General features: G+C 66.9%; 18 protein-coding genes and 1 tRNA gene. 10 read left to right on the forward strand and 9 right to left on the reverse strand.

All coding sequences use genetic code 11. The annotated features are described in order from the left end of the window. The first annotated feature begins 87 nt into the window (after positions 1–87). The 4 genes from hutH to AOZ49_RS08430 are packed head-to-tail and all read left to right on the forward strand — an operon-like array spanning position 88 to position 4,618. On the forward strand, positions 88–1,746 hold the full coding sequence (gene hutH, locus AOZ49_RS08415) for an HAL/PAL/TAL family ammonia-lyase (protein WP_054474864.1): 1,659 nt from the start codon (positions 88–90) through the stop codon (positions 1,744–1,746). Positions 1,747–1,786: 40 nt separating this feature from the next. Beyond that, a complete protein-coding gene (locus AOZ49_RS08420) occupies positions 1,787–2,770 on the forward strand; it encodes a Bug family tripartite tricarboxylate transporter substrate binding protein (RefSeq protein WP_054429684.1) in 984 nt (327 codons plus the stop codon). 14 nt (positions 2,771–2,784) lie between these two features. Beyond that, a complete protein-coding gene (locus AOZ49_RS08425; protein WP_054429342.1) occupies positions 2,785–3,789 on the forward strand; it encodes an ornithine cyclodeaminase family protein in 1,005 nt (334 codons plus the stop codon). Positions 3,790–3,799: 10 nt separating this feature from the next. Further along, positions 3,800–4,618, forward strand: coding sequence for a phosphate/phosphite/phosphonate ABC transporter substrate-binding protein (locus AOZ49_RS08430; protein WP_054429341.1), 819 nt, complete (start codon positions 3,800–3,802; stop codon positions 4,616–4,618). A 202-nt stretch (positions 4,619–4,820) separates the two neighbouring features. On the opposite strand, the gene AOZ49_RS08435 is transcribed toward AOZ49_RS08430, so the two are convergent. Beyond that, positions 4,821–4,897, reverse strand: a tRNA-Pro gene (locus AOZ49_RS08435). A 168-nt stretch (positions 4,898–5,065) separates the two neighbouring features. Beyond that, complete coding sequence (gene ispB, locus AOZ49_RS08440) at positions 5,066–6,031, reverse strand: octaprenyl diphosphate synthase (RefSeq protein WP_054429340.1); 966 nt, start codon at positions 6,029–6,031, stop codon at positions 5,066–5,068. Positions 6,032–6,555: 524 nt separating this feature from the next. Here ispB and rplU point away from each other — a divergent pair. The 4 genes from rplU to proB all read left to right on the forward strand — a co-directional run bounded on the left by rplU (position 6,556) and on the right by proB (position 9,671). Beyond that, a complete protein-coding gene (rplU, locus tag AOZ49_RS08445) occupies positions 6,556–6,867 on the forward strand; it encodes a 50S ribosomal protein L21 (protein WP_006389960.1) in 312 nt (103 codons plus the stop codon). A 35-nt stretch (positions 6,868–6,902) separates the two neighbouring features. Next, a complete protein-coding gene (rpmA, locus tag AOZ49_RS08450) occupies positions 6,903–7,163 on the forward strand; it encodes a 50S ribosomal protein L27 (protein ID WP_006216229.1) in 261 nt (86 codons plus the stop codon). A 177-nt stretch (positions 7,164–7,340) separates the two neighbouring features. Continuing rightward, a complete protein-coding gene (gene obgE / locus AOZ49_RS08455; protein ID WP_054429339.1) occupies positions 7,341–8,477 on the forward strand; it encodes a GTPase ObgE in 1,137 nt (378 codons plus the stop codon). 57 nt (positions 8,478–8,534) lie between these two features. Continuing rightward, positions 8,535–9,671, forward strand: a complete 1,137-nt coding sequence (proB, locus tag AOZ49_RS08460; RefSeq protein ID WP_054474865.1) for a glutamate 5-kinase — start codon at positions 8,535–8,537, stop codon at positions 9,669–9,671. Positions 9,672–9,816: 145 nt separating this feature from the next. On the opposite strand, the gene AOZ49_RS08465 is transcribed toward proB, so the two are convergent. Then, positions 9,817–10,446 carry a winged helix-turn-helix domain-containing protein gene (locus tag AOZ49_RS08465; RefSeq protein WP_231689814.1) on the reverse strand — a complete coding sequence of 210 codons (630 nt, stop codon included), beginning with the start codon at positions 10,444–10,446 and terminating at the stop codon, positions 9,817–9,819. Positions 10,447–10,585: 139 nt separating this feature from the next. Between AOZ49_RS08465 and AOZ49_RS08470 the strand changes: the two genes are divergently transcribed. Beyond that, complete coding sequence (locus AOZ49_RS08470; RefSeq protein ID WP_050813108.1) at positions 10,586–11,035, forward strand: helix-turn-helix domain-containing protein; 450 nt, start codon at positions 10,586–10,588, stop codon at positions 11,033–11,035. A gap of 63 nt (positions 11,036–11,098) precedes the next feature. Here AOZ49_RS08470 and AOZ49_RS08475 read toward each other — a convergent pair whose 3' ends face one another. Next, positions 11,099–11,668, reverse strand: a complete 570-nt coding sequence (locus AOZ49_RS08475; RefSeq protein WP_054474866.1) for a SecDF P1 head subdomain-containing protein — start codon at positions 11,666–11,668, stop codon at positions 11,099–11,101. 370 nt (positions 11,669–12,038) lie between these two features. Between AOZ49_RS08475 and thiC the strand changes: the two genes are divergently transcribed. Further along, positions 12,039–13,952: a phosphomethylpyrimidine synthase ThiC gene (gene thiC, locus AOZ49_RS08480; protein WP_054429335.1), complete on the forward strand. Its 1,914-nt coding sequence runs from the start codon at positions 12,039–12,041 to the stop codon at positions 13,950–13,952. 999 nt (positions 13,953–14,951) lie between these two features. Here the strand turns inward: thiC and AOZ49_RS08485 are convergent. The 5 genes from AOZ49_RS08485 to AOZ49_RS08505 all read right to left on the reverse strand — a co-directional run. Beyond that, positions 14,952–16,364 (reverse strand): FAD-binding oxidoreductase, encoded by a 1,413-nt coding sequence (locus AOZ49_RS08485; RefSeq protein WP_054474867.1) that lies wholly within the window; start codon positions 16,362–16,364, stop codon positions 14,952–14,954. Then, entirely contained in the window at positions 16,361–17,080 is a 720-nt protein-coding gene (locus tag AOZ49_RS08490) for a FadR/GntR family transcriptional regulator (protein ID WP_054429333.1), read from the reverse strand. The genes AOZ49_RS08485 and AOZ49_RS08490 overlap by 4 nt, the downstream gene beginning before the upstream one ends. Before the next feature lie 99 nt (positions 17,081–17,179). After that, positions 17,180–18,358 (reverse strand): GGDEF domain-containing protein, encoded by a 1,179-nt coding sequence (locus AOZ49_RS08495; RefSeq protein ID WP_082380365.1) that lies wholly within the window; start codon positions 18,356–18,358, stop codon positions 17,180–17,182. Between the two features lie 148 nt (positions 18,359–18,506). Further along, the gene (locus tag AOZ49_RS08500) at positions 18,507–19,262 is read right to left on the reverse strand and encodes a HesA/MoeB/ThiF family protein (RefSeq protein WP_054474869.1); all 756 of its coding nucleotides are present in this window, start codon (positions 19,260–19,262) and stop codon (positions 18,507–18,509) included. Further along, on the reverse strand, positions 19,259–19,898 hold a 640-nt coding region (locus AOZ49_RS08505), incomplete at its 5' end, for a S41 family peptidase (RefSeq protein WP_231690284.1). The genes AOZ49_RS08505 and AOZ49_RS08500, both read right to left, overlap by 4 nt.

The raw sequence follows: 19,898 nt of genomic DNA on the forward strand, positions 1-19,898 counted from the left end.
CCGCGCTCCATCAGGGGCTTCCGACGAAAGCTGAGCGCGGTCTCGCGCAGGCTCGCGGGACCGCTGCTGCTGGCCCTGGCGGCAACCTTGCCCGCGACGCCCACCGCGGCCGCTGCGCCGCCCGAGGCGCAAGCGCGCGTCGCGGACAAGCAAAGCTCCCTGGCGCTGGACGGCGGGTCGCTCACCCCGTCGGACGTGATCGCGGTGGCCCGGCGCGGCCAGGCGGTGGCGCCCACCGACGCCTCCTGGCAGCGCGTGACCCGCTCGCACGACCTGCTGCTGGCATATGGCCGCCTGGGGCAGCCCGTCTACGGGCTGAACCGCGGCGTCGGCCAGAACAAGGACCAGACGATTTTCTCGGGCGACACGCTGTCCGACGAGGCCCGGGCAGCGTCAGCCGCCTTCAATCACCGCATGCTGCTGTCGCACACCGTCGCCTACGGCGAGCCGGCGAAGACCGAAACCGTGCGCGCCGCCATGTTGATCCGGCTGAATACCGCGCTGTTCGGCGACACCGGCATGAGTCCGCCCCTGGTGCGCCAATACGTCGACTTCCTCAACAAGGGCCTGACGCCCGTCGTGCTCGGGCAGGGGTCGGTCGGCCAGGCCGACATCACCATCCTGCCGCAGATCGGCCTGGCCATGATGGGCGAAGGCATGATCGAGCTGGACGGCAAAGCCATGCCCGCGGCCGACGCGATGCGCCGCGTCGGCCTGGCGCCGGTCAAGCCCTACGCCAAGGACTCGCTGTCCCTGCTCAGCTCCAATGCCTACGGCGCCGCGCTGGCCATCCTGGCCGCGGACGAAGCCGGGCGCATGCTCGACCGCGCGGATGAAGTCGCGGCACTGTCACTCGAGGGCTTGAACGGCAATATCGCGCCCCTGCTGGCCATCACCCAGGCGCAGCGGCCCTATCCGGCCCAGCAACAGGTGGCCCAACGCATCCTGTCCCTGCTCGACGGCAGCGCGCTGTGGCAGGCGGACGAGCAGCGCTCGCTGCAGGACCCGCTGAGCTTTCGCACCGTGAGCCAGGTGCACGGCGCGGCGCGCGAAGCCCTGCGGCAGCTGGATGTCCAGTTGCGGGTGCAGATCAACAGTTCCGACGACAACCCGACCGTGATCCTGGACGCGGCGCCGCCGCCCGGCGTTTCTGCCCAGGAAGCCCGTTACTACGTGACCCAGGGCCCACAGCGCGGCGCCGTGGTGCCCAGCGCCGGGTTCGATCCCACGGCCTGGGTGGTGCCCCTGCAATCGGTCGGGATCGCGCTGTCACAGGTGGCGCAGTCCTCGGCGCAACGCGTGCTGCGCATGGGCGATCCCGCCTTCACCAGGCTGCCGCGCTTCCTGTCGCCCAACGACACCACGCTGGCCTACACCACCATCCAGAAGCCCGTCTCGTTGCTGGCCACCGAGATCCGCGCGCTGTCGCATCCCGTCTCGTCCGATGCGCTGGCGGTCGCCGGCAACATCGAGGACGTGGCCACCAACGGGCCGCTGGCCGCGCAGCGCCTGGGCCAACAGGCCGTGCGCCTGCGCACGTTGCTGGGCATCGAACTGATCCACGCCGCGCAGGCGGTGGACCTGCGCACGCGCGCCGATGGACAGCGCCCGGTGGGCAAGGGAACCGGCGCCGTGCTGGCCGCATTCCGCCAGGAAGTACCGTTTCTTTCACAAGACAGGAGACTGGCCGACGACATTGCGCGCGCCGAACGGTTTCTTGATGAAGAGCGCGCCGTCACACCGTAGGCGCCGCGCCGCAGCCAGATCTGCAACAAGGGGAATGACCATGAACAAGTATGTCGCGCTGTGCCTGAGTAGCACCCTTCTCGCCACTGCCTTGTCCGCGCCCGCCGGCGCGGCCGACGGCAAGTATCCCGCCCGCCCTGTCACCATCGTCGTCCCGTTCGGCGCCGGCGGCATCGCCGACGCGCTGCCGCGCATCGTCGGCCAGGAACTCAACAGCAAATGGGGCGTGCCGGTCATCATCGAGAACAAAGTCGGCGCGTCCGGCAATATCGGCATGGACTATGTCGCGCGCGCCAATCCGGACGGCTACACGCTGGCCCTGGCGCCGGCGGGCAATCTGACGGTCAACCCGTTGCTCTACACCAAGCTGCCCTTCGACACGGCCAGGGACTTCGCGCCGGTGACCATGCTGGCCACCTCGCCCAACGTGCTGGTGGTCAACGCGCGCGTGCCCGCCAAGACCTTCACCGAACTGGTGGCCTACGCCCGCCAGCATCCGGACAAGCTCAATTACTCCTCCCCCGGACCTGGCAGCGGTGCCCATCTGGCGGGTGAATTGCTCAACCAGTCGGCCGGCATCGTCACGCGCCATATCCCGTACAACGCCATGGCCGCGGCGGTCAACGACGTGGTGGCGGGCAACGTCGACATGATGTTCGCCGGCGTATCCACCGTATTGCCGCACATCCAGTCCGGCAAGCTGCGCGCGCTGGCCGTGGCTGGCCCGCAGCGCCTGCCGCAACTGAAGGACGTGCCCACCGTGGCCGAGAGCGGCTACCCGGGCTTTGACGTGACCTCCTGGTACGGCATCGTCGCGCCGGCCAAGGTGCCGCCCGACATCCTCGATCAGTTGCAGGCCGATATCGCCGCCGTGCTGCAGAAGGAATCCGTGCGCCAGAAGTTCGCCGGCCTGGGCGTGGATCCGGCCGGATCCAACCGCGCCGACTTCGGCCAGGCGATCAAGCAGGAAACCGACAAATGGGCGGCCATCGTCAAGCAGGCCGGCATCCAGCCAATTCAATAAACAAGGGAGACAACATGCAATCCATCGACATCACCTATCTGAACGGCCCTGACGTGCGCGCGCTGGGCCTGACCGACGCCGAAATCCTGGCCGCCGTGCAAAGCGCGCTGGACGCCCAGGGACGCGGCCAGACCGTCATCGAGCCGCGCATGCATCTGGTGCCGGAATCCTCCGACAAGGGGCATTTCAACGTGCTGCGCGGCTATATCGCGCCGCTGCATGTGGCCGGCGTGAAGGTCGTCAGCGACTTCGTCGACAACTACAAGGTCGACCTGCCTTCCGAGATGGCCTTGCTAAACCTGTTCGATCCGGTCAACGGCAAGCCGCTGGCGGTGGTGGACGCGACCGCCATTACCGACATGCGCACCGGCGCGGTCACCGCGCTGGGCGCCAAGTACCTGGCCCGCAAGGACAGCAAGGTCCTGGGCCATATCGGCTCGCGCGGCACCTCGTACTGGAATGTGCGCCTGCTCGACAGCCTCTACGACTTCGACGAGATCCGCGTGCATTCGCGCCGCCCCGAAAGCCAGCAGGCCTTCGGCGAACGCCTGTCGCGCGACCTGGGCAAGCCCGTGAAGGTCGTCAACGACTGGGAATCCTGCGTGCGCGGCGCCGACATCGTGGTGGAGGCCTCGCGCCTGCCCCAGCCCACGCCGCTGCTCAAGACCGAATGGATCAAGCCCGGCGCCCTGGTCATGCCCTATGGCACCATGAGCGCGGTGGAACTGAGCCTGACCGACATCATGAGCAAAGTGGTGGTCGATGACTGGGGCCAATGCCGCAAGGGTCTGCCCTACGGCGCATTGCGCGCCCACGTCGACAGCGACCGCATTACCGAGAAAAACCTGCACGCCGAACTGGGCCAGATCGTCGCCGGCCTGAAGCCGGGCCGCGAGCGCGATGACGAGACCATCCTGTTCTGGCACCGCGGCCTGTCCACCACCGACATCGCGCTCGGCCACGCCATGCTGGAGAAAGCCCGCAAGATGGGCCTCGGCCAGACCCTCAAGTTCGCGTAGGAAGCCGGCCATGGAATTCATGACTTCGACGCGCATGTACGACGTCGCGCCCGCGGCGCGGGCCGCCTGGCATGCGCTGCTGCGGGCCGCGCATGATCGCGCCGGGCTGCGCGTGCGATTCGTCGAACATGGCTGGCCGGCGCCGATCGGCGAGCTTTGGGAACGGCCCGGCCTGTGCGGCGTCTTCATGTGCGGCTGGCCCTACGTGAGGGCGCTGAAGGCCGGCAGGGCATTCGGCGCCATGGCCGCGGTGGTGCCCGACTGGCCGGCCTACGAGGGCCTGCCACGCTATCGCAGCGAATTCCTGGTTCGCGCCGACTGCACGTGGTCGTCGCTGGCCGACGCGGCCGGCAGCCGCTATGGCTGGATGGTGCAGGACTCGCAATCCGGCTGGAACGCGCCGCGCGCGGCGCTCGCCAAGGTTGCCCCGCCCGGCGGCGCCCTGTTCGCGGCCTCCAAGGGGCCTTACGGCAACCCGCGCGGCCTGCTGCGCGCCCTGGCCGACGGCGAGATCGACCTGACCGCCGCGGACGCCTGGTATCTGGATCTGCTGCGCGAGCATGATCCGGCCGCGCTGGCCGGGCTGCGCACGCTGGCGTACACGCCCTGGACCCCGAACCCCTTGCTGGTGGCGGGCCCCGACGTGGATCCGGCCGCCGCACAGGCCCTCTCGGACGCACTACTGGCCATGCATGAGGATCCGGCGCACAAGCCGCTGCTGCGCGCCGCCCACGTGGCGCGTTTCACCCGGCCCGACCCGGCCGCGTACACGGTGCTGGACGGCATGGCACAGGCGGCCGAGACGGCCGGCTACGCGGTGATCCGCTGACCCGGCGGCGTGTACAGGCCGGCGACGTATTGGCTGGCAACGTATTCGCCGGCCATGCCGACCGCACGCCCCTGCCGCGCACGATCCCGCGCCGCTTCCCCCGATTACGGGCCCCAGACGCAAAAAAGCCGGCGCCGCTTTCGCGGATCCGGCTATTGCTGGTGGTGTCGGGAACACCACCAAGAATTCGACCACAGATAAGTGGTCGGGGCGAGAGGATTCGAACCTCCGACTCCTGCGTCCCGAACGCAGTACTCTACCAGGCTGAGCTACGCCCCGAGTCTGGGTATGGGCCTATACATCACCCACACCTTACAGCTACTGACTTCGTTGCGCTCAGTGCAACCAAATCATCTTTCCGCTTCGGCTTGAAGGCTTGGGCCTTCCCGCCTGGTGAACATTTCACCACCACGCTGTTTAGCGACTGTTTCCAGCACGGCTTTTCAGCTAGCGATCTCTATTCACCGCGAAAGCGCAGAATTCTAACAGAGAATTTAGAAAAGGGGAAACGGGATACGAAGAAAGTGCTTCGCGGGCCCGATTCGCCTCGACCTCGGCGGCCTGGCGGGCGTGTTCCAGCGCGTCCGTCGCCTGGATGGCGGCGGCCACGGCGGCGAAATCGGCATCGCCCGTCTTGATGGCGTCGCGGATCAATTGCTGCTGTTCCGGGGTGCCCACTTCCATCACGCGGATCAGCGGCAGCGTCGGCTTGCCCTCGCGCAGGTCATCGCCCACGTTCTTGCCCAGCGCGGCGGCATCGCCGCTGTAGTCCAGCACGTCGTCGACCAGCTGGAAGGCGGTGCCCACATGGCGGCCATACGCGGCGGCGGCGGCTTCCTGCTCGGGCGTGGCGCCGGCCAGCACCGCGCCCACCTGGGCCGCGGCCTCGAACAGCTTGGCGGTCTTGTAGCGCACGACTTGCAGGTAGCGCTCCTGCGACACGTCCGGATCGTGCACGTTCAGCAGCTGCAGCACCTCGCCCTCGGCGATCACCGTGGTGGCCTCGGACAGGATGCTCATGATGCGCATCGAGTCGGCCTCGACCATCATCTCGAACGAACGCGAATAGAGATAGTCGCCCACCAGCACGCTGGCGGCGTTGCCGAACACCGCGTTGGCGGTCTCGCGGCCACGGCGCAGGTCGGACTCGTCGACCACGTCGTCATGCAGCAGCGTCGCCGTATGGATGAATTCCACGACGGCGGCCAGCAACTGGTGATGCGTCCCTTCGTAGCCCAGCGCGCGCGCCACCATCAGCACCATCGCCGGACGCATGCGCTTGCCGCCGGCGCCAATGATGTAGTCGCCGATCGTACGGATCAGCACCACCTCGGAATTCAGCCGCTCGCGGATAACCGCATCGACGGCTTTCATATCGTCAACTATGGGAGCAATGAGCGCGGGGAGATTCAAGACGTATCCGGAGAGTGAAACGAGCCGTATGTAACAGCTCTTACCGCTGGGCCGCCTCAATGGCGGGGGATTCGACCAGCGATTATACGGGCTGTCAGGAACCAAAGCCGGACCCAGGGACGCCCCGCGCCCCGGGACGCGCCCGCCATCGACGGCCGTCATCCGCATTGATCGGCCCCCTTTTTTTCACCATCCGGAACGGCCACCGCGGCGTCCAGGCGACACCTAAGCCCTTACCCCGCAAGCGCTTTTTGACTTTTCCCCAGCCCCACGCTAATATCCCGGATTCGGTCAGTGATGGCCGAATTACGTCGGTGAATTACGCACTACGCGCCCGGTGAACCGCAGGGAAGCAAACGCGGGGAAAAGCGGATGGGCCCAGAGTCCACGCCCGCTTGATACGCAGCCTTCCAGCATGCAGCACGGCCCCGAACATCCAGGGTCGTCCAACCGCCAGGCAAGTACCGCCAGCCCAGCAGGGCCGGCAAGCGAATAAGCCCATTTACCTATTTAAGGAATACCCCATGTACGCGGTCGTAAAAACCGGTGGCAAGCAGTACCGTGTTGCCATTGGCGAAAAACTCAAGGTAGAACAGATACCGGCTGACATTGGGCAAGAAATCACCCTGGATCAAGTGCTGTCCGTGGGCGAAGGCGACCAACTGAAAGTTGGTACGCCCCTCGTCGCCGGCGCCGTGATCAAGGCAACGGTTCTTGCGCAAGGCCGCCACGACAAGGTCAAGATCTTCAAGATGCGCCGTCGCAAGCACTATCAGAAGCGTCAGGGCCACCGTCAGAACTACACCGAAATCCGCATCGAAGCCATCACGGCTTAAGACGCGACTCGGTACCACATTAGCAGGAGCTAAACATGGCACAGAAAAAGGGCGGCGGCTCTACGCGAAACGGACGCGACTCAGAATCGAAGCGTCTGGGCGTCAAGGCTTTCGGCGGTGAACTGATTCCCGCTGGTTCGATCATCGTGCGTCAGCGCGGTACCCGTTTCCACGCTGGCGTGAACGTCGGCATGGGCAAGGACCACACCCTGTTCGCGCTGATCGACGGCAAGGTTCAATTCGGCTTCAAGGGCGCGTTGAACAAGCAAACCGTTTCGATCGTCGCCGCCGAGTAATCCTCGACGCAGCACGATCCGGCCAGCGGCGCGGTCGCCTCAGCGATCCGCCGCAGGCCAGAACGGCAAAGCCCTGTCGCACGCGGCAGGGCTTTTTTTCCTTCCGGCCACCGCAAATGCGCGGTGACCCTCGCCGCGTTGCGGCGAAGCCCCCTATCTCATACACGCGCAGACATCATGAAATTCGTAGACGAAGCCACCATTGAAGTCGTCGCCGGCAAAGGCGGCAATGGCGTGGCGAGCTTTCGCCGCGAAAAATTCATCCCCAAGGGCGGCCCGGACGGAGGCGACGGCGGACGCGGCGGCACCATCTTCGCGGTGGCCGATCGCAACATCAACACGCTGATCGACTTCCGCTACGCGCGCCTGCACCGCGCCAAGAACGGCGAAAACGGCCGCGGTTCGGACCAGTACGGCGCCGCCGCCCCGGACATCACGCTGCGCGTGCCCGTCGGCACCATCATCCATGACGCCGACACCGGCGAAGTCCTGTTCGACCTGAACCGCCACGAGCAGAAAGTCGTGCTGGCCGCGGGCGGCCAGGGCGGCATGGGCAACATGCACTTCAAGTCCAGCGTCAACCGCGCCCCGCGCCAGTGGACGCCCGGCAAGGAAGGCGAACACCGCTACCTGCGCATGGAACTGAAGGTGCTGGCCGACGTCGGCCTGCTGGGCCTGCCCAACGCCGGCAAGTCCACGCTGATCACCCGCATCTCCAACGCCAAGCCGAAGATCGCCGACTACCCGTTCACGACGCTGCACCCGAACCTGGGCGTGGTGCGCACCTCGCCGTCGCGCAGCTTCGTCGTGGCCGACATCCCCGGCCTGATCGAAGGCGCCTCCGAAGGCGCCGGCCTGGGCCACCTGTTCCTGCGCCACCTCGCGCGCACCCGCGTGCTGCTGCACCTGGTCGACGTGTCCACCCCCGATCCCGACGCGGATCCCGTGGAGCAGGCCGTGGTCGATGCCCGCGCCATCGTCGAGGAACTGCGCCGCTACGATCCCGAGCTGGCCGCCAAGCCGCGCTGGCTGGTGCTGAACAAGCTGGACATGGTGACCGATCCCGAGGACACCAAGCGCCGCTTCATCGAGCTGTACGACTGGAAGGGCCCGGTGTTCGGCATTTCCGGCCTGTCCGGCGAAGGCACCCAGGACCTGATCTACGCGCTGCAGGACTACCTCGACGCGGAACGCGAAAAGGAACAGCTGGCGCAGGACCAGGCCGACGGCACCTACGTCGCCGAAGACCCGCGCTTCGACGACACCCGCACCGACGCCGACAAGAAGCCGGCCGCGCCGCGTGGCGACGAATAAGCCATAATCGCAATCTCATTCGATTACGCCTTTTTCGCGCCGCAGCCCGCCGCCATCATGTCTGCCGAATCACCCGCCGTTTCCGTCGTCACCCACGCCCAGCGCCTTGTCGCCAAGGTCGGCTCGTCGCTGGTCACCAATGAAGGCCGAGGCCTGGATCGCGCCGCCGTGGCGCACTGGGCCGCCCAGATCGCCGCGCTGCACAAGCAGGGCAAGCAGGTGGTGCTGGTGTCCAGCGGCGCCATCGCCGAAGGCATGGCCCGCCTGGGCTGGCGCAAGCGCCCGTCGGTGATGCACGAACTGCAGGCCGCGGCGGTGGTGGGCCAGATGGGCCTGTGCCAGGCCTACGAAGCGGCCTTCGCCGAATACGGCCTGCGCACCGCGCAGATCCTGCTGACCCACGAAGACCTGGCCGACCGCCACCGCTATCTGAACGCGCGCAGCACGCTGTTCGCGCTGCTGCGCCTGGGCGTGGTGCCGATCGTCAATGAAAACGACACCGTGGTCACCGACGAGATCCGGCTGGGCGACAACGACACGCTGGGCGCGCTGGTCACCAACCTGATCGAAGCCGACACGCTGATCATCCTGACCGACCAGCGCGGCCTGTACGACTCCGACCCCCGCAAGAATCCCGACGCCAAGTTCATGGCCCACGCCCAGGCCGGCGATCCGGCGCTGGAAGCCATGGCAGGCGGCGCCGGCAGCGGCATCGGCACCGGCGGCATGCTGACCAAGGTGCTGGCGGCCAAGCGCGCCGCGCACAGCGGCGCGCACACCGTGATCGCCTCGGGCCGCGAACGCAACGTGCTGACGCGCCTGGCGCAAGGCGAATGCATCGGCAGCGAGTTGCGCGCCGTGCTGCCCGTCTGGTCGGCGCGCAAGCAATGGCTGGCCGACCACCTGCGCCTGCGCGGCCGCGTGGTGCTGGACGACGGCGCCGTGCAGGCGCTGCTGCGTGAAGGCAAGAGCCTGCTGCCGATCGGCGTGGTGGACGTGGAAGGCGAATTCGGCCGCGGCGACGTGGTCGCCTGCGTCGACGGCCAGGGCCGCGAATGCGCGCGCGGCCTGATCAATTATTCGTCGGTGGATACGCGCCGCATCCTGCGCCAGCCGTCATCGCAGATCGCGCGCATCCTCGGCAGCATGACCGACCCCGAACTGATGCATCGCGACAACCTGGTCGTGCTCTGACAGGCACCGCCGGTTGACGATGAAGAAGGCGCCCTCAGGGGCGCCTTTTTTTGTGGTCGGGACAGCGCCTGCTTGCGACCGGGAGCACGTGATCGCAATGGCCGTCCGCACCGCGCCAGCCGGACCGCGCCGGCGGCGGGCCAGGTTACTGCTGTTCGGCCGGCACGCCCTGCGGCAGCAGCATGTAGCCCCACCCGCGCACGGCCAGCACCGGCAGGTCGATGTTAAGCCGACGCGCCTTGGAACGCAGGCGCGACACCAGCACATCGACACGCCGCGCGCCGTCCAGCGAATCACGCGTGGCATCGGGGAAGAAGCCCTCGCGCGGCAGGCACTGGTGCGGCGCATTCAACAAGCTGACGAAAAAGGCGCGTTCGGTGTTGGTCAGGGGCAGCCGTTCACCGGCGGGCCCGGCCAGCATGCGGCCACGGCCATCGACGCGCCAGCGCGGCATGGCGTCGGCCGCGGGATGCTGGTAGCGAATCAGGTTGCGCAGGACGGCATCCCATTCGGGGATGTTCGCCTGCAGCGGCACGCACACATGAGCGCCCGCGTCGAGCGCGGCGATGCGGGCCGGCGCGGAATCTTCGGGGGATTGCCAGACCACGGCGCAACCCGGCGCGGCGCGACGCAACGCCGCAATCAGTTGCGGCAGGTCGTCGGTGGCGCCGCGCAACACGATGGCATCGGCGGGTTCATTGCGCAGCCGCGCCAACAGGCCCTCCGGCGAGCGGCACAGACCGACCTCCCATTGAAATTGACGTAAGGTATGCACGAACTTGTTGCATGCCATTCCACCAAGTTGCACGACGAGGACGTAACCTCTTTCCTGCATGTGAGCGCCTCTTCGAACTTATCACTTAAGTAATATTTATATCCACCAAAGTGCCTACGGCGCAAGCTTCAATCGACGCGTGAAGACTTTTTCAGACCGACTGAAGCACGCCCGTCTTTTGCGTGGCCACACGCAGAAAACCTTGGCGCGCCTGACCCGCCTGTCGCAGAGCGCGATCGGCAGCTATGAGAGCGGGCTGCGGCATTCGAGCCGTTCCCTGCGCAAGCTGGCGCAGGTGTTGAAGGTGGAACTCGAATGGCTGGAGACCGGCAAGGGTCCCATGGAACTGCCCATGGAAAGCTACGACCTGAGCGATACGCTGCCGGCCACCGGCGTCTCGGAGCCCCTGCCCCGCGCCATTGCGCGACGCGGGCGGCCGTTGGCGCCATGGCCCTACGCCACGATCTCGCCCGCCATGCTCGACACGCTCACGGCCGAGGACCGGGTGGCGCTGGAGGCGGTGACACTGGCCTTCATTGAAGCCATGACGGCGCGTCGCGGCGTCAAGCCGCGCGGCCGCAAGGGCTGAGACAAGGGCGGAAGCAGGACAAAAAAAACCCGGCATCGCCGGGTTTTTTCATGCCTGGAAAGATCAGGGCTTGGCGGGCGCCGGGGCCGGCGCGGCGCCAGGAGCGGGCGCGCTTTCGCCACGGATCTTGGCGGCGATGTCGGAGGCCGCTTGCGCAGACGGCACGCCGAAGGCCAGCACGCCACGGTTCAGCGGTTCGCCAATGCGCGGGGCGGCGATCAGTTCACGATCGATCACCAGCGCCAGCATGTTGCCGACGTTCTGGGTGCTGATCTCGGTCAGCTTGCGCGTGCCGGCTTCCGAGAAACGCAGACCAACGAAATTGGCGCCTTGGCGATCCACCAGGGCGGCGGCTTCGGTCAGGTCGGCGCGCGTCAGCACGGGCTGCTGCTGCATGTAGAGCTTGCCGTCGGGCAGGCTGACTTCGACCAGGCCAGGGGCGGCCTGGGTCTGGGCCACGTAGAACTCGACCACCGAGGCGGTGGCGGGCTGCTGCTGCCCGGAGGATTGCTGCTGGCCGGCCGCATCGGGCGTGGCGGCGGCGCCGGATTTGGTCGGGGCGGTCTTGCAACCCGCAAGCGCAAGGGTCATGACCACCAGGGCGGGTGCCAGTTTGCGTAGGGTAAGTTGCATGCTCGTTTCCTTCTTGAGTGGACTGAGGCCGGAGGGCTGACCCCCGGCTGACCGAAAAAGTGTACAGAACCTATATGGCACTGTCTCCGCAGACTGATTCCAAATGTAAAGCGGTACTACCAGCATCGGCAATCCATCGAGGATCGCGCTGCCGCAGCGCAGCATCGACCGTCATTCGCGCGGGGACCGGGCAGGCTCTATACTTCGCTTTCGCGCAGGGGTACTCGTCGCGCCGAACCGGCCCGACGTGTTGAGAGAGTCCCTTCGTACCAGTACGGATAATGCCGATGCTGGGAGCCGTATTCCCGCCATGCCTGCATGGCGGGAGTCCATTCCCGATCGGCTCCAAACCATTCGCTTGGAGCTTTCCATGAACGCCAATCCCAAATTCCTGGCCGCCACCGCCGAAGTCGACGCGGCCGCGGTCGCCCCGTTGCCCAAATCCCGCCGGGTCTACGAAGTCGGTTCCCGTCCCGACATCCGCGTCCCGTTCCGCGAGATCGAGCAGGACGACACGCCCACCATGTTCGGTGGCGAAAAGAACCCGCCGCTGACCGTCTACGACTGCAGCGGCCCCTACACCGACCCCGATGCCAAGATCGACATCCGCCGCGGCCTGCCGGAAGTGCGCCGCGCCTGGATCGACGAGCGCGGCGACACGGAAGTGCTGTCCGGCCCGACCAGCGACTACGGCAAGGAACGCCTGACCGATCCCAAGCTGACGGCCATGCGCTTCGACCTGCAGCGCCCGCCGCGCCGCGCCGTGGCCGGCGCCAACGTCTCGCAGATGCACTACGCGCGCCGCGGCATCATCACGCCCGAAATGGAATACGTGGCGATCCGCGAAAGCCTGCGCCGCGAACACTACCTGCAGACGCTGCGCGACAGCGGTCCGGACGGCGAGAAAATGGTCAAGCGCCTGCTGCGCCAACACCCGGGCCAGTCGTTCGGCGCCGCCATCCCGGCCGCCATCACGCCGGAATTCGTGCGCGACGAGATCGCGCGCGGCCGCGCCATCATCCCCGCCAACATCAACCACCCGGAAGTCGAGCCGATGGCGATCGGCCGCAATTTCCTGGTCAAGATCAACGCCAACATCGGCAACTCGGCCGTCAGTTCGGGCATCGGCGAGGAAGTCGAGAAGATGACCTGGGCGATCCGCTGGGGCGGCGACACGGTCATGGATCTGTCGACGGGCAAGCACATCCACGAAACGCGTGAATGGATCATCCGCAATTCGCCGGTGCCGATCGGCACGGTGCCGATCTACCAGGCGTTGGAGAAGGTCGACGGCAAGGCCGAGGAACTGACCTGGGAGATCTTCCGCGACACGCTGATCGAGCAGGCCGAACAAGGCGTGGACTACTTCACGATCCACGCCGGCGTGCGCCTGCCGTTCATTCCGATGACGGCGGACCGCATGACGGGCATCGTCTCGCGCGGCGGCTCGATCATGGCCAAGTGGTGTCTGGCGCACCACAAGGAGAGCTTCCTGTACGAGCGCTTCGAGGAAATCTGCGAAATCATGAAGGCCTACGACGTCAGCTTCTCGCTGGGCGACGGCCTGCGCCCGGGCTCGGGCTATGACGCCAACGACGAAGCCCAGTTCGCCGAGCTCAAGACGCTGGGCGAGCTGACGCAGGTGGCCTGGAAGCACGATGTGCAGGTGATGATCGAAGGCCCGGGCCACGTGCCGATGCAGATGATCAAGGAAAACATGGAGCTGCAGCTGGAACACTGCCACGAGGCGCCGTTCTACACGCTGGGCCCCCTGACGACCGACATCGCGCCGGGCTACGACCACATCACCTCGGGCATCGGCGCGGCGCTGATCGGCTGGTACGGCACGGCGATGCTCTGTTACGTGACGCCCAAGGAGCACCTGGGGCTGCCGAACAAGAAGGACGTGAAGGACGGCATCATCACGTACAAGATCGCGGCGCACGCGGCGGACCTGGCCAAGGGCCATCCGGGCGCGGCGATCCGCGACAACGCGCTGTCGAAGGCGCGCTTCGAGTTCCGCTGGGACGACCAGTTCAACCTGGGCCTGGATCCGGACACGGCCAAGGAGTTCCACGACGAGACGCTGCCGAAGGATTCGATGAAGGTGGCGCACTTCTGCTCGATGTGCGGACCGCATTTCTGCAGCATGAAGATCACGCAGGATGTGCGCGACTACGCGGCGTCGCAGGGCGTGAGCGAAAAAGACGCCCTGCAAAAAGGCATGCAGGAGAAGTCGATCGAGTTCGTGAAGAAGGGCGCCGAGGTTTATCACCGGCAGTGATCTTCTGAACGGATTTCGCCTTTGCCGGGCTGGTCGCTGATGGCGGCGGTTTGGTGGACTTGGGGCGATATGAAAGGCCTGGATGCGTTGCTCCAGGCCTTTTTTGTTATCCGTGGTGTTTTTTTGCGGAGTTGGTCTGATCTTGGGTTGCGAGGGTTGGATTCTTGAGACGCCCGGAGCGGTGTCGGTGTGGGCTCACAGGTTCTCAATCCTGGCGGTCGCCGGGGATATCTGCGTACTTGGCATTTTTGCGGGGGCCGGGGTATTTTCAAAAGGGCTGGGCATGCCCGCCAAAAGCCGGCCGCGCGGGCGGCCTTTTTTTGGCTTACGCGAGGTCGACGAGTGCCGGGTGGCGCTGCGCGTTTCTCGAAGGCGCTACGAATGGATGGCAATGATCTGCGTGCATCAGGCTTGGAGAAGCGAATAGCTAAGCGCGCGGGATCCCTGGCTTGCAGAGAGCGAACTCGATGGCGAGAGAAAAGAGAGAACAGGAAGACCGTCGAAAAACCGAAGTCCAAAAGCCGCGCGCCACAGAAACACCGTAAGCCCCACGACTGTTTGGGGGCGGCGCAAGCGCTCGCCACGCGCAAACCAGTACCCACCGCACCGCCCACCACCGCCCCCCCCCAAAGGAGATGGGCGCACCAGAAAACCACTCTGCACCATCGCGCAGCGCACCCAAATCACTTGCAGCGACACAAACGCCCATTGCGGCCGCCCGCGCGGCCGCAATGGGCAGCCCTGCAGGTTTCATGCCCTGCACACAGGTCTAGCAGCGCACCGAGCCAAGACGCACGTAGCCCCTCGGTCGGGCGGACCCGATGGCGGGCAACCTCGATGCGCCCGAGGGAATCCGAAGGGAGCCGAAGGCGGACGAGGATGACAACGGGGAAGTCCGGAGCGAACGCTCCGGACCGCAATCGTGGGCGCCCGCCATCGGGTCCGCCCGGACGAGGGGCGACCTACGAAGCGCCTTCCCCCCCCGCCAACAAGCCCCTCTTACAGCAACTTTCCAGGATTCATAATCCCCTTAGGATCCAAAACCCGCTTGATCTCCCGCATCAACCGCAACTCCACCGCATCCTTGCTATGCAGGAAATGCTCCCGCTTGAGCTGCCCGATCCCGTGCTCCGCGCTGATGCTGCCGCCGTAGCGGTTGACCTCGTCCAGGACCGCGTCGGTGATGGCGGCGCCGTGTTCGGCCACCCAGCCGCGGTCCGCGCCCGCCGGGCGCGACAGGTTGTAGTGCAGGTTGCCGTCGCCGAAATGGCCGAAGATGAAGGGGCGGATGTCCGGGTACAGCGCGCGCACGCGGGCTTCGGCCGACACCATGAAATCGGGAATGCTCTCGATCGGCAGCGACACATCGTGCTTCAGGTGCGGGCCGTCGGCGCGTTGCGCTTCGGAGATTTCCTCGCGCAGCTTCCATAGCGCCTGCAGCTGCGCCAGCGACGCGGACACGGCCGCGTCCAGGCACAGGCCGCGTTCGAGCGCGGTGCCGATCACGTTTTCCAGCAGCGCGGTCAGGGCCGCTTCGTCGGTGGTGTCGGCCAGCTCGACCAGCACATAGGCGGGGTAGCGCTGATCGAACGGCTCCTGCACGCCGGCGGCGTGCGTCAGGACCAGGTCGAGGCAGTCGCCGGAGAAATACTCGAAGGCCTGCAGGCGCGCGCCGCATTGCTCGAACAGGATCTCGAACAGCTGCAGCGCCTGCGCCGGCGATTCGACCGCGGCCAGCACCACCGAGCGCACGTCGGTGCGCGGGTACAGGCGCAGCGCCACGGCCGTGATGACGCCGAGCGTGCCTTCGGAGCCGATCAGCAGCTGCTTGAGGTCGTAGCCGGTGTTGTCCTTGCGCAGGGTGCGCAGGCCGTTGAAGATCTCGCCGTTGGGCAGCACCGCTTCCAGGCCCAGCACCAGCTCGCGCGCCATGCCGTAGCGCACCACGTTGACGCCGCCGGCGTTGGTGGCGACGTTGCCGCCGATCTGGCTGGAGTCTTCGGCGGCCAGGCTCAACGGCAGCAGGCGGCCGGCGTCCTGCGCGGCGCGGCGCAGATTGCCGAGGATGCAGCCGGCTTCGGCGACCATGGTGTTGGCGACGGTGTCGATGGCGCGCACCGCGTTCATGCGGTCCAGGCTCAGCACGACGTTGACGGGCGCGGCATCGGGCGTGGCGCCGCCGCACAGGCCGGTGTTGCCGCCGCGCGGCACCACCGGCACGCCGGCCTCGTTGCAGAGCGCCAGGCAGGTGGCGACCTCGGCGGTGGTGCGAGGACGGACCACCGCCTGCGCGTGGCCGTTGTACAGGCCGCGCCAGTCGGACAGCCAGGGCGCGATGTCCTCGCTGGCGGTGAAGACGGTGTCGGGGCCGAGGGCCTGGACCAGGCGCTGGGCGATGTCGGTTGGGCTCATGATGTCTGCCTGGAGGCGGGAAAGAGGGAATCGAGGCGCAGGCGGCTGGCCGCCTGGCGCAGGTGGCGTTCGGCCATGAGCCGCGCGCGCGGCGCATCGCTGTCGCGGATGGCCTCGAACACGGCGACGTGTTCGTGGTGCACGGCGTCCGTCATGCCGGCCAGCTGGCGGCTGTTGGCGCGCGCGGTGCTGACAGCCAGGCGCAATTGCAGGTTCAGGTACTGCAGCAGGTCCTGGTAGAACGGATTGTGGGTCGCGGCCGCGATCGCCAGGTGGAAGGCGATGTCGTGCTCGACCCCGTGTTCGGGATGGTGCTGGTGATGTTCCAGGTCGGCCAGGGCGCTAGCCATGGCCTCCAGGTCGGCGGCGTTGCGACGCTCGGCCGCCAGCGCGGCGGCGCCGCCTTCCAGTTCCATGCGCAGTTCGTAGACGCTGGCCAGCTGCTCGCGGCTGACGGCGATGTCGGCGGGCACCTGGAAGCCCTGCGCGCCGGTGCGCGCCAGCACCACGCTGCCCGATCCCTGGCGGCTCTGCACCAGGCCCTGCGCGCGCAGGCGCTCGGTGACCTCGCGGATGACCGCGGCGCTGACGCCGTACTGTTCCGCCAGCACGCGGCCGGCCGGCAGCTTGGCGCCCACGGGATAGACGCCATGGGCGATGTCGCCCGCGATCTGGCGGGCGACCTGTTCGGTCAGGGTGAGGCTCTTGGTCAGCATAGCGGCCGAGTATAGCGCAGACTTTTCAGGTTATCTGATAACTTTGAAGAAACCGGGGAATGTGTCGTGCCTTGGGCTTGCGGCTTGAGGCGCCAGCCCTCAGGCCGTCGCGGCGGCGTCGCCGGTCTCGCGGACTTCGTCCAGATCGGGCGCGCCGGCGACCGCGCAGCGGCGGCCGCCCTGCGCCTTGGCGCGGTACAGGGCCGCGTCGGCCGAATCCAGCACCGATTGCGCCTTGCGGTCGGCGCTGGAAATGATCGAGATGCCGATCGACAATCCCACGCTGACCCGCGTACCGTCGGCCAGCGTGATCGGCTGGATGGCGTCGCGCAGCAGGTGGTTGCCCAGGCGCAGCGCGGCGATGGCGTCGATGCCGGTGGCCAGCACGATGAATTCATCGCCGCCGATGCGGGCCGCGACGTCGTCCACCCGCAGCATGGCGCGCATGCGCTGGGCGATGGTTTTCAGCACATGGTCGCCGGCGGCATGGCCGTGGGTGTCGTTGATGATCTTGAAATCATCCATGTCCATGTAGAACAGCGCGGCGGCGCTGTCCTGCCCGCGCGCGCTGGCGCAGATGCGCTCAAGCGCGGCTTCCAGCCCGGCGCGGTTGGCCAGGCCGGTCAGCGCGTCCTGGCTGGCGCGGCGTTCGTTCTCGCGCTCGGCCAGCATGGTGGACACCAGGATGCGACGCAGCCGCTGCGAGGCGATGCTCATGCTGACCAGGTAGAACGGGATCTGGATGAAGACGATGGCGGTGACGTATTCGCCGGCGAACAGCGCGCCCAGGCACATCGGCCCCAGGCTCAGGAAGATCATCGCGGCCACCAGCCGCGGCGCGCCGTAGTTGCGAAAGCAGATGCCGCCGGCCATGGCGCCGCAGGACACGCCCGCCAGCGTGGCGGCCAGCCAGTCATGGTTGAGGAAGGTGACGAAGACGCCGTAACCCACGCTGAACGCCCACAGCAGCGCCAGCACGATGTAGATGTCGGTATGGGTGTTGCCGCCCCGGGCGGCGTTGCGCAAGGCCGAGCGCAGGATGGTGACCCGCACCACCGCCAGCACGATCTCCAGGGCCAGCCAGGAGATATAGAGCGGCTCGGGCCGGCGCCAGGCGACCACGCCCGAGATCATCAAGGTATTGATGACGCCGCCCGCGAAGATGGGCAGGGTGCCGAACAGACTGGCAATGAGCGCGGCGCGGATGTCCGCAGGCGTGTCCTGCCCGGAATCCGTCAACCATCGGGTCAGCCGCCATTTCGGCAGGCTGAAGCTCAATCCTGTTTCCACTCCGATACGTCCAAAGCTGCCTGCCATGGGAGGAAGGCTGGCTGGCGTTATAGCAGGTATTTCAAACCTTTAATATTGTTCGCACGGATCGTGACATGCAGATTTTACGGGGACGGATATCCACGGGGCGGACGGATCAATGCCCGCGGGTCCCGCAAACCGCGCACTCGGGATCGCGCTGCACGTTGACGCTGCGCCACTGCATGGTGCGCACGTCGAGCCACAGCAGGCGCCCCGACAGGCTCTCGCCCACGCCGGAAAGCAGCTTGAGCGCTTCGGCCGCCTGCATGCTGCCGATGATGCCGACCACCGGGGCGAACACGCCCATGGTGGCGCAATTGGCCTCTTCGACGTCATCGGCCTCGGGAAACAGGCAGTGGTAACAAGGCGCCTCGGGGTCGCGCAGATCGTAGACGCTGACCTGCCCGTCGAAGCGGATGGCCGCGCCCGACACCAGCGGCTTGCGATGCTGCACACAGGCGCGGTTGATGGCGTGGCGGGTGGTGAAGTTGTCGGTGCAGTCCAGCACCAGGTCGGCCTGCGCCACGGCGTCGGACAGGGCCTGGCCCTGCAGCCGCTCGACGCGGGCATGCACGCGGGTCTGGGGATTGAAGGCGGCCAGCATGTCGCGGCCGGACTCGGCCTTGGGCCGGCCGACGCTCGCGGTGGTGTGGAGGATCTGGCGCTGCAGGTTGCTGAGCTCGACGACGTCGTCATCGGCCAGCGTGATGTCGCCGACGCCAGCGGTGGCCAGGTAGAGCGCGGCGGGCGAACCCAGTCCACCCGCCCCTACGATAAGCACACGCGCCGCCAGCAGTCTTTCCTGCCCTTCGATACCCAGCTCGTCGAGCAGGATGTGGCGGGCGTAGCGCAGTAGTTGCTCGTCGTTCATTTGTCCTTGCTGGGCTCGACTCCGGTCGGCGTGATCTTCATACGCTGGGCGTTGCCGGCGCCGGGCTTGGCGTCGGCCTTGGCCTGGGCGCGGGCCGAGCCCTTCTGCACCGGCTTGCCGGCCAGCAGGTTGATCGCCTGCTGCAGCTGGAAGTCATCCTTGCCGCCGAATTCGAACACCTTGGTCGGCACGTCGACGTTGTCCTGGTCCGAGTTGGACTTCACTTCGTTGGCCGTGCCCGGGTTCGACAGGTGACGCTGCAGGTCGGCTTCGCGCGGCAGGCGGAACAGGTCGCCGTCGGCGGTGTCGGCCACGACGTAGTCGGGCTCGATGCCGGTGGCCTGGATCGAACGGCCGCTGGGCGTGAAGTAGCGCGACGTGGTGAGCTTGACCGCGGTGGTTTCCGACAGCGGCAGGATCACCTGCACCGAGCCCTTGCCGAAAGTGCGGTTGCCCAGCACCTTGGCGCGCTTGTGGTCCTGCAGCGCGCCGGCCACGATCTCGGAAGCCGAGGCCGAACCGACGTTGACCAGCACCACCATCGGCACGGTCTTGGTCCAGGCCGGCAGGCCCGACAGGTAGTTGCTTTCGCCGCGGGCGTATTCCGACGGGGTCGCCAGGTACTTGTGGCGGGCG

This window comes from Achromobacter sp. 2789STDY5608615, assembly GCF_001298995.1.
Taxonomy (GTDB): domain Bacteria; phylum Pseudomonadota; class Gammaproteobacteria; order Burkholderiales; family Burkholderiaceae_B; genus Achromobacter; species Achromobacter insuavis.